At 46.3% G+C, this 15,163-nt stretch carries 21 protein-coding genes and 1 tRNA gene; 20 read left to right on the top strand and 2 right to left on the bottom strand.

Features of this window, described 5'->3' with window-relative positions; genetic code table 11:
* The first annotated feature begins 3 nt into the window (after positions 1-3).
* Positions 4-1,362, top strand: coding sequence for a Gfo/Idh/MocA family protein (locus BWI97_RS07370; protein WP_102200559.1), 1,359 nt, complete (start codon positions 4-6; stop codon positions 1,360-1,362).
* Between the two features lie 275 nt (positions 1,363-1,637).
* Here BWI97_RS07370 and BWI97_RS07365 read toward each other — a convergent pair whose 3' ends face one another.
* Positions 1,638-2,195, bottom strand: a complete 558-nt coding sequence (locus BWI97_RS07365; protein WP_233207774.1) for a hypothetical protein — start codon at positions 2,193-2,195, stop codon at positions 1,638-1,640.
* Between the two features lie 523 nt (positions 2,196-2,718).
* Positions 2,719-3,168 (bottom strand): helix-turn-helix transcriptional regulator, encoded by a 450-nt coding sequence (locus BWI97_RS07360; protein WP_102200558.1) that lies wholly within the window; start codon positions 3,166-3,168, stop codon positions 2,719-2,721.
* A 134-nt stretch (positions 3,169-3,302) separates the two neighbouring features.
* Here BWI97_RS07360 and BWI97_RS07355 point away from each other — a divergent pair, with 134 nt between their 5' ends.
* The 19 genes from BWI97_RS07355 (at position 3,303) to BWI97_RS07255 (ending at position 15,163) form a co-directional block, all read left to right on the top strand.
* On the top strand, positions 3,303-3,575 hold the full coding sequence (locus tag BWI97_RS07355) for a hypothetical protein (RefSeq protein ID WP_102200557.1): 273 nt from the start codon (positions 3,303-3,305) through the stop codon (positions 3,573-3,575).
* 663 nt (positions 3,576-4,238) lie between these two features.
* Positions 4,239-4,317: transfer RNA gene (locus tag BWI97_RS07345), tRNA-OTHER, on the top strand.
* Between the two features lie 135 nt (positions 4,318-4,452).
* A complete protein-coding gene (locus BWI97_RS07340) occupies positions 4,453-4,995 on the top strand; it encodes a hypothetical protein (protein WP_102200555.1) in 543 nt (180 codons plus the stop codon).
* Between the two features lie 7 nt (positions 4,996-5,002).
* Entirely contained in the window at positions 5,003-6,370 is a 1,368-nt protein-coding gene (locus tag BWI97_RS07335; RefSeq protein ID WP_102200554.1) for a helix-turn-helix transcriptional regulator, read from the top strand.
* 12 nt (positions 6,371-6,382) lie between these two features.
* Complete coding sequence (locus tag BWI97_RS07330; protein ID WP_102200553.1) at positions 6,383-6,703, top strand: hypothetical protein; 321 nt, start codon at positions 6,383-6,385, stop codon at positions 6,701-6,703.
* A gap of 375 nt (positions 6,704-7,078) precedes the next feature.
* The gene (locus BWI97_RS07320; RefSeq protein ID WP_102200551.1) at positions 7,079-7,612 is read left to right on the top strand and encodes a hypothetical protein; all 534 of its coding nucleotides are present in this window, start codon (positions 7,079-7,081) and stop codon (positions 7,610-7,612) included.
* Positions 7,596-7,919: a hypothetical protein gene (locus BWI97_RS07315; protein WP_102200550.1), complete on the top strand. Its 324-nt coding sequence runs from the start codon at positions 7,596-7,598 to the stop codon at positions 7,917-7,919. Before BWI97_RS07320 ends, BWI97_RS07315 begins: the two co-directional genes overlap by 17 nt.
* A gap of 403 nt (positions 7,920-8,322) precedes the next feature.
* The gene (locus tag BWI97_RS07310) at positions 8,323-8,751 is read left to right on the top strand and encodes a hypothetical protein (RefSeq protein ID WP_102200549.1); all 429 of its coding nucleotides are present in this window, start codon (positions 8,323-8,325) and stop codon (positions 8,749-8,751) included.
* A gap of 131 nt (positions 8,752-8,882) precedes the next feature.
* Positions 8,883-9,038, top strand: coding sequence for a hypothetical protein (locus BWI97_RS27620; RefSeq protein WP_158242708.1), 156 nt, complete (start codon positions 8,883-8,885; stop codon positions 9,036-9,038).
* Between the two features lie 38 nt (positions 9,039-9,076).
* Entirely contained in the window at positions 9,077-9,499 is a 423-nt protein-coding gene (locus BWI97_RS07305; RefSeq protein WP_102200548.1) for a hypothetical protein, read from the top strand.
* Positions 9,500-9,650: 151 nt separating this feature from the next.
* Positions 9,651-9,842, top strand: a complete 192-nt coding sequence (locus tag BWI97_RS07300) for a hypothetical protein (RefSeq protein WP_102200547.1) — start codon at positions 9,651-9,653, stop codon at positions 9,840-9,842.
* Between the two features lie 117 nt (positions 9,843-9,959).
* Positions 9,960-10,238 (top strand): hypothetical protein, encoded by a 279-nt coding sequence (locus BWI97_RS07295; RefSeq protein ID WP_102200546.1) that lies wholly within the window; start codon positions 9,960-9,962, stop codon positions 10,236-10,238.
* A 353-nt stretch (positions 10,239-10,591) separates the two neighbouring features.
* Positions 10,592-11,512 (top strand): amidoligase family protein, encoded by a 921-nt coding sequence (locus tag BWI97_RS07285; RefSeq protein WP_102200544.1) that lies wholly within the window; start codon positions 10,592-10,594, stop codon positions 11,510-11,512.
* Positions 11,512-11,742, top strand: coding sequence for a hypothetical protein (locus tag BWI97_RS07280; protein ID WP_102200543.1), 231 nt, complete (start codon positions 11,512-11,514; stop codon positions 11,740-11,742). The genes BWI97_RS07285 and BWI97_RS07280 overlap by 1 nt, the downstream gene beginning before the upstream one ends.
* Before the next feature lie 84 nt (positions 11,743-11,826).
* The gene (locus tag BWI97_RS07275; protein ID WP_102200542.1) at positions 11,827-12,753 is read left to right on the top strand and encodes a hypothetical protein; all 927 of its coding nucleotides are present in this window, start codon (positions 11,827-11,829) and stop codon (positions 12,751-12,753) included.
* 98 nt (positions 12,754-12,851) lie between these two features.
* Complete coding sequence (locus BWI97_RS07270; protein ID WP_102200541.1) at positions 12,852-13,916, top strand: hypothetical protein; 1,065 nt, start codon at positions 12,852-12,854, stop codon at positions 13,914-13,916.
* On the top strand, positions 13,913-14,242 hold the full coding sequence (locus BWI97_RS07265; protein WP_102200540.1) for a hypothetical protein: 330 nt from the start codon (positions 13,913-13,915) through the stop codon (positions 14,240-14,242). Before BWI97_RS07270 ends, BWI97_RS07265 begins: the two co-directional genes overlap by 4 nt.
* A 58-nt stretch (positions 14,243-14,300) precedes the next feature.
* Entirely contained in the window at positions 14,301-14,564 is a 264-nt protein-coding gene (locus tag BWI97_RS07260) for a hypothetical protein (RefSeq protein ID WP_102200539.1), read from the top strand.
* Complete coding sequence (locus BWI97_RS07255) at positions 14,561-15,163, top strand: hypothetical protein (RefSeq protein WP_102200538.1); 603 nt, start codon at positions 14,561-14,563, stop codon at positions 15,161-15,163. Before BWI97_RS07260 ends, BWI97_RS07255 begins: the two co-directional genes overlap by 4 nt.

Here is a 15,163-nt window from a genome sequence, read left to right as displayed (position 1 = left end):
ACCATGAAAAGTTTAGATTCCATGTTGTCTGACCTTTTGGCTGACAAGAAAACGGTGTCCCGCCAATTGTTCTTACGCCGGGCGGGTCAGGGACTCGCCTTGTCGGGCATTGCGGGGGGATTAGCCGCCTGTCAGATCAGCTTAGGTCAGGGCAAAACCGATGGGGTGAAGCCCACTTCGCCGCCCGCTAAAAATACGGATCCTTCCAAACCCGAACAACCCATTGAACTGGAGGCCTGGAAGGCAGAAACCGAGCAGGCCGCTGGCCCCACGCCTAGTCCGCAACCCGAAGAACAACGCGTAGGCTACGCCATTGTAGGTCTGGGGCACTTGTCGCTCGATGAAATCCTGCCTGCTCTGGCTCAGTGCAAAAAGTCGAAAGTGACGGCTCTGGTTAGTGGTAACCGGGAAAAGGCCCTGAAAGTGGCAAAACAGTACGGCGTTCCGGAAAAGAACATTTACAATTACCAGACCTACGATCAGCTAAAAGATAACCCGGAGGTACAGGCCATTTACATTGTACTGCCCAACGGACTGCATGCCGAGTACACCATTCGCGGAGCCAAGGCGGGTAAACACATTCTGTGCGAAAAGCCCATGGCCAATACGCCCGAGGAATGCCGTCAGATGATTGAAGCCTGCAAACAGGCCAACCGCAAACTGATGATTGCCTACCGGATTCAGTACGAGCCTTACCACGCCATGATTCGCGATTCGATCCGTCAGAAGAAATTCGGTAAGGTAAAATTCATTGAAGCAACGAATGCTCAGTACACGGCCAATCCTTCGCACTGGCGTCATGTGAAAGCTTTGGCTGGCGGTGGGTCCTTACCCGACATTGGATTGTACTGTCTGAACACCATTCGGTACGCCTTAGGCGAAGAGCCCACCGAGGTGATGGGGTACCAGTACTCCACGCCCGGCGATCCGTTGTTTAAGGAAGTGGAAGAAAATGTGACCTGGCAAATGCGTTTCCCCAGCGGCGTACTCGCCAATTGTGCGACCGCCTACGCCGCTCACGAAAACCGTACCTACAAAGTATTGGCCGAAAAGGGCTGGATGAGTATGCAACCCGCCTTTGCTTATAAAGGTCTGTCGATGAAGCAGTCGCACGCCGAAGGCCCCGTGGAGTACAACGAAGAGCCGAAGATCGCGGAGAAAAACCAGTTTGCTCTGGAAATGGACCACTTCTCGGACTGTATTCAGCAGGATAAAAAACCCTTCACGCCGGGCGAAGAAGGGCTTCAGGATCACATTATCATGGAAGCCATCTACCAGTCAGCCCGGGAAGGCAAACCCGTCAAACTACAGAAATACGACAAGCTCGACACCTTCCGGGGAACGGAACCGAAGCGGGGATAGGAGGGGCAGGGTTTAAGGTCTGATAGAAGTTTGATTGGATTTAAAGTTTGATGTTGGTTTAATGTTTGCAATACGTTTAAATGATTTGAGAAGGGATTTGTTTTAGTAATGCCTTGAGATACATGAAACTCAAACTTAATCAAACCTTAAACTCTAGTCAACCCTTCTTAAACTTTAAACGCCATCAAACCTATTCATACCATACACCAAATAAAACGCCGTTGCAGTATACTGCAACGGCGTTTCTGTTCATGGGTTGGATAGACTAAAAACTCTTAATACGTGGTAGGTACTGCTTTCCCGTGGATTTCGTGTCCGTTGTGGGATTCCAGTTCGTCTGCGATCACTTCGCGTTCTTCCTGGGTTCTTGGCGTTACGCCAATGACAATACCGCCTTCTTTGATGCTACTTTCGTAGTACTCCGCCCGTTCTTTCGGAATACCTGAGCCGACCAGGGCACCGATGATACCACCCGTCAAACCACCCGCTCCGGCACCTGTAAGAGCCGCCAACAGAGGACCAGCTACGACCAGACCCAAACCCGGCAAAGCTACCACGGTACCAATCGCTGCAATGGCTCCGAGAATGGCACCGGCGGTGCCACCAATGGCGGAACCGATACCCGCTTTTTCCATGGCTTTGTTGCCTAGCTCAGATTCATGATCGCTCGTACGGAAACTTTCCTGCGTCGCGTTCGACATCAGTACCGATATATCATTCGACGAATAACCCCGATTAATCAGGGCGTTATACGCGTTTTCCGCATCTTTTGTATTATTGAATACGCCCGTCACCGCTCCGGTTCCAGTCGTCATCGTATTTACATTTTCCATGGCTTTAAGGGCTTTAAGTAGCGTTGAGGATTAAACTACATGACCATTATCTATAAACAGACGTACCAGAATAGGAAATAGAGGATAGATTTTAGATATAAGTATTTGATAGTGAATGGTTTGTGTTTTGATGACTTAATAAAAAGTAGAACGATAGTCGGGAAATACCCACTCCCCAGATCGGTTAATTATGGCCCCAATGGGGTGGGGAGGGGTAGAAGCGATAGGACTATTAAAGTTAATCTGATGCAAACGTATTGTACTAGACGAGTTAACTTAGCAAGAAAAGAACTTACCCCGCTCGCCCCGATTTGCAATCGGTACATCTCCGGTTCTACGTCTACGACGCCACTCTGACAAACCCCCAAACACAACAAAAAAGTCGGTAAATCATTGTATTACGACTTAGAGCCTCCTACAAGAACTGAAAATAGGAGAATAACTATTTGATTGTTAGCCAACTTACCTCAAGGGTAAGCAGGGGTGTACCCGAATTTGTGCCCGCGAACCAAAAAAAAACGAGTTAGGCAGCAACGCCGACCTCATTTTGAATTGACTCTGCAGAGTTCAAATTGGCTACCGGACACCCCTCAGATTTTCCCAGTAAACCGAGTAATTTCTCGATCTGTTGATCTTTGGCTCGGAGCTGCTCATGGTAGAACTCTTCCATCTTCCTGAAGTGCTCTTCAAACCTTTCTACTACTTCATTGCCAAAATTCAAACTTTCGTTTGACTTAACTTTACTTGTGTCGGAATTTCCATTTGCTCTGTCTAAAATTTCGGCAACTGGAGTATCTAATATTTCTGACCAGCGTACAAGTTCATCTTCTTCCATGGTCAGTCTGGAAGCAAATACATGATATACTGCTTGTCTTGTAACACCAAGACTTTTAGAAATATCACTAACAGATACTCCCTTCTGTTTAGATAGGCTCTTTAAAATCAGGCCTATAGCTATCTTTCGTTCTTCCATAGAAAAATATTTTACATCAATATTTGACAATATTAAAAAAGTGATGTTACATTTGAATCAGAAATCGTTGCAAATGTTGTAACAAGATACGCAACAAGTCAACAAAAAGACAACCGAAAACCGGATTTTTAGGTATGAACGGCAGTATTTCGACCATCAAAGATCATTACGAGCATCTGAAAGAAACCAATAAGGAGCTCTGGAATGAGTTAAATGCTGACTTGGTTCGGCATGATTTCCTTAAAACGTTTACCCGCTCAATTCTTCCCCAAGAGGACTATAATTTACGAAAAACGCCATCTTGGGTCAGAAGCTGTTTGGTTAAGTACTTAGGGTTCACCCATGAGGATTTCGATAATAATCATGTCCCCTTTTTAAAATTAGAAAACTGCCATCAGGCGGCCTAATGTTTGAAATCTGTATAGTACTCGGCACCCTAACTGCCATATTTCGAATTGTCCAAAGTTTTAGAAAGGGGTGGGTTAACCACCAAGTATGGAAACGTTATCATTATTCGCCCAAGTCGCACAAGCTCTCTTTGCGGCTTATGTATTCACCTACATTCTTAAAACCGACCCGAACTGCTTTGAGCAATGAATGTGGAGTGGATACAGTATCGAAGGGCTGATGGAATAGATTGCTGGAGGCTTATCCAGTATCAGGAAGAATCCCGGATGGATGGGATATCGAAGCATTACAAAGTCATTCTCGCTGGCATCGACAAACGTTCAGATACCTGGTACCAGGCTCATCTGAGTGATGGACAAACTTGTCCTTTCAAAAACTACGGTTCTGCGTTCTTTTGGATCGTGAAAAGTTGTAAAACATTATCTGCTGGGTGACCGGAACGACGGGAGCTTGCAGAAGGCTGGAGGGGTAGTTGGCAGAAGGGTAGAGCGGGATCGTTTCCCGTACCAGCCACGATTAGGATTGGACATCCTAATTGCCGAACAGTTAAAGGTTATGGTTGAATTCATAACGTTTAATAGTTAAAGGTGTGGGTTAATTCTTTGCCGGTTATAGCCCTCCGGATTCCCGGAGGGCTAACTTTTAAAATTATCAAATCAAATGCGTGGATGGCCGAGTGGTAGGCCTTCATTATTGGCGGATAACTGAAGTATGTAGGTTCGAATCCTACTCCATGCACCACCGAAGTAGGCACCAGCCGTGGGACCAAATCCCGCTTCCACCGCCGTAAGGCCCGAAGCCCGAAAGCAAAAATGACGTATACCCCTGACCGTTTAAGGTTGGGGGTTTGGGGGGACTTTAAATTTTTAGTTTGCCATGAACGTTCCAGACTGGATTGAAGTACGCGAGCCAATCAAGCTCGAGAGCGAAAACAAAGGTCAGTTTACTGTTCCTGAAGGGTTTTACTTTCGCCTGGATGGTGAGAAATATTACCTGACAAATGGAGATGGAGCCGATTTTGACAACTTCATTTTTTCATACGAGAAATTGGTGCCGGGTCTTACTTCTGGCTACCTTTTCGATTGCTCGAGCGGCACGTTCCAGGCTTTCAAAAAAGCGTTAGCCAATACCCGGAAAGCACAAAAAATGTACTTCAGTCGGCGAACAAAACCTTTGTTAGATTTAGCCAAGACTGAAGAGAAACGCCTGGATGATTTAATGGCCATCGTCCTTCATTCCCACCCTGAAGAAGAAATACTCGAGTTGACTCTTTCTATGCGTATACATCAGAAGGAATACTTCAAAACAGGATCCTCTTACGCCAAAGCCAAAGCCATCCAGCGTGAAAACGAAATCGATAAACTATTGGCCGCTGAAACCCCAAAAAGCCCTGAAACAACCCAAGTAAGTATTTTCTAAGTAAGTTATGTACGCTTTCCCAGACCCGCAAGCCGCCAGAAGCCGCTGGAAAACCCTAGCTGATCAGCTTAATGAGCAGCAGCCCACCGAAGAAATCATTCAGACGTTTAAAGACGGCCGTACTCGGAAACGAGTACTGCACTCCAAGCAAGTAAGTACCAGCGTTCGTAAAACCGGCCGTGACCTTATTAGCCTGTATATTGGCCATTTACACCAAACTCATCGCAAGTTAGGCGATAAGGGCTTCGAAGGTGGGGAGCCGGGCTTTTTAACTAACCGGGTTGAATTGGCGAACCTGTGGGGCTGCAGTGAGCGTACTGCCTATACACATCTGGTGAAGCTTCAGGAGGCTGGCTTGGTCTCTAAACGTAAGTTCCGGGGTACCCGGGCCGATTTCGAAGTATACCTTTCCACAGAAATCCTGTTTGGCCGTAAGGATGGGGAAAGCCGAGTGAAAAAGCCTGTTTTTCAAATGCCTGCGAGCAGCCTTCCCACCTTGATTTTGCAAAATTTGCCGCTTAATAATGCCAGTATAAATCAAGGTAACAATAAAACAGAAACAATAAAAGGATGTGGATTTGGGGATAACACGGCAACAAATCAGGGTAACACCCAACAAGGCAACAAAAATCAAGGCAACACCGAACGGCAACAGCCTCCCTTGAAAGCCGAAACGGGTACTCAATACCAAGGTGTCACAGTGACAATGGGGGCCGGGGGGGCGGCGGCCGGATCTGTGGATAACTCCAGACCAGCCAAAGGGCAGCGAACACCCGCTCAGCGTCAGGCCATCTTCGAGGGGTACCTCACCAGTTTTTGGGTATATGCCAAACAGCTGCTCTACTCCGGCCGAAGCTTCACTAAAATTGAAGAGAATCAAGCCCTTCAGGAAATTGCCCAGGGGGTGTACCGCAATTTCAAAGTCGATTTCACTGAGAAAGAGTGGGATGAGTACCAAACTGAGCTCTTCAAACGACTCGAGCTGGCCGCTGGGTACTACCAACGCCACGCTGATCGATATCCTCCGGATCCGTACAGCAAATTCAAACCAGGATCCGGCTACTTCTGCCAAGAAAACCAACGCGGTTTCCGCAACACAGATAACTGGCTGGCTGCCAATCGTACCGCTTACCGGACGGCCTACGTAACCCAACGTTTGAGCCTGGCCATTCGCCACCTCCAGCAACACCTGCACGGCCGAGCACCGAAACGTCTGCAGGCGAAGACCTACCTCGAGGCTTTCCGTTACCTCGAGGAGCAAATGAAGCGATACGGTCAAAATATCCACGAGAAATTCCTCACTGCAGCTTCAGCAGTTAGCCAGGCACCGGCTAAAACCGAGGGTTTCACAAAACGAATTCAGACAAAAAAGTAAAAACCCAAACCAATGAGTAACAGACAAGAAAAACCCGCCTTCGACGCTACAGCCCTTAAGGCCGAAGCCAGCTTGGTAGCCATCGTTCATTTCGTGGACGGCAACAAAAGACCCTTCTACAGCGGCGACGTCCGGTACCGTGGCAAGTGGCAGCATGGTAACTCCGCTTACTGGCTTCAGTACTGGAAATACAGAATCGAGCACGAAGCCTGCGATGGCTGGAAAGGTCGAGTAGTAGAAGGGGCCATTTTTGAAAACCACAACGGTACCCGGGGCAAACGCATCGCTCAATTTGTGAAAGGCAAAGGTTGGATCGATATCGACAACAACTAAGCCATGGATTCCCCCTCCGAATATCAAATTAAAGTGGGCGATTGGGTCAAAACCAGCTATAACACTGGCCCTTTCATAGTCGAAAGAATCACCTCCGACTTACCCGAAGATCGAAAAGACTGCTATTTCCTGAAGGATACTTGGCCAGGCCAGCGATGCTATTACATCAGGTGTATTCACTTACGAACGTATCTCGCAAATGGTCAGAAGGTGATGAAAGCAGAGCATCAGTTTTCCTACTTAAACGGCTACATCAAAAAGGACGATTGTTGGCTCAGCTATCAGGGAGATAAGGTTTTTCGAATAAATATCCCTGAAGAAGTCAAAGGAAGTCAACTAACTATTTTTTAGTAATTCACTCAGTAAAAATAATTTATGAATCATTCAGCATTGGACCTTTCGCGGATCGGTTTCGGATCTAACCAACTCCCCAGTGACACGTACGGGCAAAAATCACAGCTGATGGAGGTACTAATTAAAAACAGGATCCAACGGAGGAGTCAGCCCAAAAAGATTAACAATGGCCCCCGGGCACTTTCAAAGAGAGAATTAACAGTTGCGTTAGAGCTTACCTTTCTTTCAACTTCTTTTATCAATCGGCTGGATGAAATGAAAGATACCTCCCTATATGATCAAGGAGTAAAAGGGGCCGTCAATAATTTGGAAAAGGCACTTGAGCGGTACACCTACAAGAATATGTGGTCGCAAATTGAAGGGGAGCAGGCCAGCCATAACGTTATGGAACAGTGCGATTTGGGTTCGCAGTTTGTAGACCGGCTTTTAAGGCTTACCACGCAAATCCATGATTTCGATCAAACGAAGTATGAGGCCTACGTAAACGCGATTGAGGCCGTAAATCAACAGTTCGGACTTACTTTACTCTGGAAGGCAAATGATCCAAAAAATTGATCTCAAGCTAACGGTAAGAGAATTCGCCAGCCTATTCGCTATCTGCCATGACCGTAAGCAAGACTTTGAAAGCGGATACACTTTCCGACCCGACGAGATTGCCCTGGCCGAGTACTCGGACGAACTTGAAAGGAGAGTTCATACCTGGTCTGAGCGAAAGCCCAGCAATGAGTACAAGTTTAGTATGCGGCTCAGCGTAGCCATGACGATCTGGCTGGGCCGGACTCATTACAGGCCCGATAACATGCTACTAGGTAAAATCGACAAAGCCCTGGTGGATCTCAAAATTACCCCCTTCGTTCTTTAAGCCTTGACTCTACCAACCAAGGCTCTTTAAAACCCAAATCGAATTCAGACAACCATGATCAACCTACTTCTCGGAGCAGGGCTGCTGCTCCTTATTGCCTATGCCTTTCTGGCCATCGCTTATTCCGCTGAAGCCTTAGCCGAAAAATTTGTCGCCTGGTGGCAAATGCTCTAAAACAAAAAAGCCTCCGGTTACCAGCCGGAGGCTAAAACCCGCCGCCTTAGCGGTGAATTCAGACAGTGCAAAGATACCTAAAAATCAATCATGATCAGGGCTACGAACATTTTATTGGCCGTTTTTTTCTGGATTCCGCTCGCCACTTTTTACTCACTTTTTGCGATAGTTATTCTCTGGCCGCTGGAGATGATCATTAAAGTATTTCGTTTTTTCAACACACAATCCAATGCCTAGCTACTTACCCATTTCCACCGACCAAAAAAAACAAATCAGCGAATTCATGCTTCGCTACAAATCAGCCTCAGAGAGCGGAGCCATCAATGGTAAATTCCCGGATGATCTAGCTAATGTGATCGGAGTTGAGCGGAACACCATCCAAGCCATGGTTGACCAAAAACGCTGGCACGAGGTAAGCCACTGGAGCTGGCGAAGTATGGCTGATCTGGCCGGTGTCCCCGTTACCATTGAAATTGTAGTAGGTCTTAAGTTTCTATCGATGTGGTTTATCGGAGAGTGCGAAGTGCTGGCTATAGACGAACCCAACAACACGCTTACGGTACAAATCAATAAGACTCCTGAGCACGGCTACTCCGAAGAATGGGTCTTGGATCACACGAAGTCGGGTTTTCAAAAAAATGAGTACCGAAAAATCTAAACTAAAGCAGGTATTTAATTTATTAATCCTCTGACTATCAAATCAGAGGATTTCTTTTGAATATCTTCAAAAAGACTTGTTTAGTAACTAAACAGACCTTATCTTTGTATCGAACATTAAACCAATAAGCAATGTCAGATGAAGAAAAGTGGGAGCTACTAATTAACACCACAAAGCGGTTTTTAGCAGTAGCCGACCCCAAAGACCAAGAGAAAATAGACGGCTTACTCGAAAGACTTAAAAAGTACCTAGACGAACTCGAAAAGCTCAGAGGCAAAGGCAAGTAACCAACGGGAGGGGAAACCCTCCCATAACCATAAAAACAATGAATATCAAAGAACAACTTCAAACCTACTTTACCCGCATTCTGGAAGCTCAGACGAAAGAGGAAGGCCTCCAGGCTCAGCAGGAAGCATTCTCATTCCTGGACTCATTGACCCCGGAGCAGCAGCAGCAGTACAGTTCTGATATTCTCGACTTTGCCGAGCAGAAGGTCGACTTTATCGGCGAAGGCATAAACGTTTTAAAAGAAGAAGCTGAGATTAAATACGGAGGGAAAATCTACCCGCTCACTGAGTGGTTGACCGTAAGCCGGTACCAGAAAGCGTACGGCATCGATAATATTCAGACGGTTTATAATTGGATCAAACGCGGGATCATTCCTGAAGAAGATGTAGTAATCATTCCGGAGCTAAACGACTTGAAGCTAATCCGGAACAAAAGATACCCATCAGGCCTTGCTGCCTAATGGTTTAATGTTCAAAGTGCTTACACCCCGCTGGCTCTGCTGGCGGGGGTGTTTTTTCTCAACAGGCAATAAAAAAGCCCGGTAGTTTGCAGACCCCGGGCAGAAAGCCTCCCTTGCAGGGGAGGGCACTTTCACAACTCTGCAAATATATATGAAAGGCTACAACAAAGAAACGGGCAAGCCCCATCAACCACCTAAAAGCCCCGGGCGTACGCCAAAAGATCCTAGCCAGGTTCGGGTAACAAAAACCTTCAGAATCCTGCCTGAAGTAAAAGCCATCATTGAATCAAAAGAAAATCCGACTGAATGGCTGGAGCAATTGGTGCTAAAAAATCGTGAGTAAAAATCTCTAAAAATATTTCCTTTTTTGTGTTGCAATATTGGAAAAAAGCTGTACCTTTGAATTGTCAACCACGGAGGTTGACCGGGTTGCAGCCCGAACTAAATTTTTCACAACACAATGAATACTAGCCTTTTAAAAACCCTGACCCCAGAGCAAACTCAAGCCCGAATCGAAAAAATCAAATTAAGCCTGGCTAACCCCAACAAGTACTTTTTTGAAGATGTAGATTTTAACCTTCAGATGAGTACGAAGCTTAACCAGCTAGCAGACTTACAAAGCAACCTGGTGATCATGCAAACCCCGGCCTTTAAAAGCTACGAAGCTTCAGGTAAAGAGATCGATTTTCGAGAATTCTTAGAGCAGGAAAATTTATACGATCAGTTAGAAGGAAAATAAGAATCGCCCGGGGCCAACGCCCCGGGCTAATTCATTAACAATGGAAGCTAAAAAAGTTCTGATTCAAACTATGAATCATAAGTCGGGTTACTCCATCGAATTTTTCGAGATCGTAGAAGGGAACAAGTACTCTTATACCTACAAGTTGAACAATAAAGAGTCGAAATCATTCCGTAATCAGGCCAGGTGTCGGCTTGATGCGTATAAAGAAGCTTGGTCCTTAGTTGCCTAATTATAACCGCCAGAAAACCAGACATTTATCTGAAAATAAAGTGCCGGAACGACTTGCATTCCGGGCAGGAAAGTGCGTGCTTTGAATCATCAAATGAACAATATAACACGCAGTAAATCAGATGAATACGCAAGTAATTTTAGGAAACGCAACCTTAACGAAAACCGAAAAAATCCGCCAGCTTTTGGCCCTCGGATTAACCCGTAGAGAGGTAGCCGACCTGACAGGAGGTAATTACGGATTTGTACAAAACGTTTTCGCTAAATACTGGCCCGAACGAGTAACTAGCAAAAAGGCTTTCACCTTCACGACCTTCAACCGGAAGTTTGGAATTGAAATTGAAGCCCACGGCGTAAACCCCGTACAACTGGCAACCGCGTTAAGAGCTGCAGGGATCGAGTGCTGGACCGAAGGATACAACCACAGCACCCGTAGCCATTGGAAAACGGTATCAGACTCAAGCGTACAGGGAACGGATACTTTCGAATTAGTAAGCCCGATTTTAGAAGGCTTAACCGGGCTGGAGCAAGTAAAGACAGTTTGCAGGGTGTTAAGCCAGCTACGGGCAAAAATCAATAAGACTTGCGGCCTTCACATTCACTTTGACGCAGAAGGGTTCGGAATTGACCAGCTGAAAAATACGGTTATCAATTACGCTCATTACGAAGGCATTATTGATAGTTTTATGCCCCTAAGCCGCCGAGAAGATTCAAATAGATACTGCCAGTCAGTAATTATCCTAGCTGGACGGGTTGGACAAGCCAACACCATCCGGGAGCTGATTAACCTCCAGCACACCCGGTTTCAAAAAATCAACCTGCAGGCCTACCTTCGCCACAAGACGATTGAATTTCGCCAGCATTCAGGAACGGTAGAATTTGAAAAGATTTCCAACTGGATCCTGTTTTTGCACAACCTGGTTGAGTACTCAAAAAAGAAGCAAGTAACCCGGGCCGAAGCCAACTTTGAAAGCCTGCAGAAATTTCAACAGCCCGAAATTATTAATTACCTTCAAACCCGCATCAATCAATTAGCGGCCTAATGGTATACGAAACCGAATTCGGGGAATTACTCAAGGGTAATTCCCCAACCGAAATACTAGAAGACCTTCGCAATGGCAGCCGATTCGCGGCTGATCAGGAGCTGGAGGCGTTCCTGGATGATTTTATCATCCGAGTACACGAGTTTTACGGCACGCTTATCACCAGCCGTGACCACGCTCAAATTGTAAGCGACCTGGTTACGATGGGCTATCTGAGCCGGAAAGAGTAGCTTTATATTTTCGTTTGATAACCTTAATCCCAAAGTGTGTATATATACTTTGGGATTTTTTATGTAATTATTAACCACACAGACATGACGACTCTAGAAAAAGCATACCTAGACCGCATACTTCAATTAGCGAGAGATACGAGACAGCCCGCTGAATATTTCGTCTTGCCGCTTAATGAGCTATTAGTAAGTGCAGAATTTCGGGTTACAAATTACAAATTAGATCCAATGCCAGTTTATAGAGCTCAATCTTACACAGCAAAAGGGCTAGAAGAAGTGCAAAAAGAGTTTAGTCATCCGAAACGCTTTTCATACCCTTGTAAAAATATATTAGAAAGGTTTTGTAAACCAGGGAGATGTAACACATTGAAAAAACCCGTCTTCTATGGTAGTGATGATAGTGCAATTGGTGTTTTTGAGATAAGACCTGAAAAGGGTGACTATGTAGTAAGATCAATATTTGCTCCTAAAGAAAATAGCACGGATGAATTACATTTAGTGACCTTGGGCTACAACAAAATAGTAGAATCATTGGGGCAACATGAATCAAAATCTGGAATATTAAAAATGCTGCGGGATGACCCAATGAGGTTTACTAGTCAGAGACAGCATACCAATGCTTTAGATAATTATATGTCGGAATGGTTTCTAAAAGAGGTAAATGATGAAAACAGATATTACTATAAGCTAACTACAGCACTTTACGAATTATATGTTAATAGTACATATGACAATACTGGAAGGAAATTTGATGGAATAATTTATCCAAGTGTGGCTGGTAGATTTTCAGGAGTGAATCTCGCATTTGAAACCAATTATGTAGATAGGAATTTGGAACTAGTTGATGCTGTAATCTATCAAGTAGAAGATGTTTTGCCAGGTGATAATCTCAGGCTTAGAGTATATTCAAAGATCGATAGCATCATTAATGACATGGTCACTTGGATGGATGCTGATGATATAGGTAAAATTTGGGATTTTTGTCCTGATACTCCAGTTGTTTACAGCTAAGAAATAACGAAGGCCCTGAGGCTATCTCAGAGCCTTCGTTATTTCCCGTCCTTTCCGCTCGCCTTATAAGGTAAGAATATTGGCCTAAAAAAGACCCTATGGCCGATTCCCCTAAACACCTTAATCCCCTGATTGATCTGGAGGCTGAAATTGACCGGCAGCTACCTGATGGCAATAATCAGGATATTAAGCCCCAACACCTCCGGGAAACTATCAAAACCGTACTTCGCCGGTACCTTCGTCCGGACACGAAAGTGATCCTGTTGCACGAAGGGGTACCAACGCCGTACTCGTCATATTACCTGGCTTACTTAAAAGCCGTAGCCGGTGACATGATCATCCTTCAGGATAACCTTACCGAGCGGCTTTACCCTAAAAATGGGGTTAACGTCAATGGAAACGGCTTTTCTGTAATTTTTACGGGGAGTGCCGCCATTCAAGGTGAATTGAGTACTTCCAATTGCCGGGCTGCCTTTTATAATTTCGATACGATCAAAACCACTGGAGACTACGCCATCACGATGGGCATGGCCAACTCTACCGTTTACATTCAGGCAAGACGTATCGAGGCCAATGATCAGACGGTTGAGATATGGTCTGGATCCACCAAACTTACCATCGATGCTGAAGAGATCATTTCGTATAGAGTAGGGGGTACCACGTTCTGGACAGGTGATACCGCAGGCGAATTAACGGTTCGAGGTGCCCGGATCAGTGGCCCTGCCATTAGCTACATCGGCTCAAACGCAACCTTTATTGAGTGTACGATGGAATCCCCCAGCCATGCTTATTGGGGGGCTGGTGCTCCGTCTTCTGGCGTTATTCAAAAACTCATTCGCTGTAACTTGACTACCGACCTGGTGCGGGGAGCCATCCGTACGGCCGGAGCCATTACGCTAATTCTGGAAGATACTCGAATCAAGTGCAAAGGCCTGGTCTCCAATGCTGCCTCGGATAATACTACTTCGGCCGTTTCCCATGACTGCAGTGGGCCGCTCCTACTGCGTGGGGTAAACATCGTTCAGGCCTTTCAAAATGATTGTGTGTACTCTAAAACGAGACTGCTCAACATGGGCCGCCTTTTGGCCAACAAGCCCCTTCACGGATCCAGCTCCCCCTGTCTGATCACTTCCCCCGAAGTAAACGCCGCCGTTGAACTATGAAATTTGATTTTAAGGGCATTCTCGCACTTGGGGCCGCCGTGGGTCTACTGATTGGAGGGGGCATTGGCTCCGGAGCCACTTACCTGGTTTGTAAGCGGTCCTACCGTGCACAACTCACTGAGGCCCGGGATCAGGCTGAGCGTGCTCAGGCCTATCAGGATTCCCTTCACTACGCTGGCAAACTGGCCAGTAAAGACATCATCATTTCTGAAAAACAGGATGAAAACCTACTTCTACGCTCTCGCATTAAGTCTGATAGCATTCGCAACCTTTCCCAGCAACAATCTATACGGGCAGTCAATCGCTACATCACCGGCAAAAAGTGACTCGCTCCGGGAAGTCGAAGAGTTCGCTTCCCATGCCAACGCGATCCTGGACTCACTCATGCGGTTTGAAATCGCCAAACTCCGCATCGAGCAGCTGACCGGCCAGCGAGTGAGCTGGAGTACGGAAAAGCTCGGGTTACTAGCTGACAACCTCAAACTCCAGGACAAAAACCAGAAGCAGGAGCGGGCCTACGTCGAGCTACATACGCTCTTTGAAAAGACTCGAAGCAAGCTCACCTGGGCTAACGTCGAACGCTGGGCCTGGCGGGTCGTGGCCATTGTCGGTGCTTACATTTTCCTTCAAAAAATACCCCCCTTATGAAAAACGAGAAACTCGACAAGTACAAACTCTACTACACAGGAGACATGATCCTGTCTGAAGAAGAGATGACGTATCTGAGCCGGTACGAAGACATCCAGGACAAGCTGGCCGATGACGGATACACCCGATCGGACGTCGTCAAGTATGTGATGACTCGGTATAAAGTTTCCAAGCAGATGGCCAACCGGGTGGTCAATGAGGCCGCTGATCTCTACGGCAGCACCATCGAAATCCACCGGAAAGCCGAACGAAGCTTTCAAATCGAAAAGCTCCAGCGTGCCGCATCGATGTGCCTGAGCCCGGGCACGGATCCTGAGTCCGGCATGGACCTTCCCGCCGATCTGGGCAATTATGAGCGAATCATGAACCAGATCAACAAGCTCAATAACCTGTATGAGCCGGATCCGGAGCAAACGGATGATCCGAAAGCCTACGACGTAGTCACGCATTTCCAATACGAAGCCATCGAAGATACCACCTATGAAGAAGTCACAGAAGCAGATTCAACCGAGCAAACCTCGGACGATGCCGCCCAACACTCAGAAAATCCGAGTGAGTCGGGCACAATTGCAATTCCTGAGAGCACGTCAACAGAATAA

This window comes from Siphonobacter sp. BAB-5405 (genome assembly GCF_002872335.1).
Taxonomy (GTDB): domain Bacteria; phylum Bacteroidota; class Bacteroidia; order Cytophagales; family Spirosomataceae; genus Siphonobacter.
Note: the sequence above shows the minus strand (reverse complement) of the source record. Positions and strands in the feature narration are given on the sequence as shown.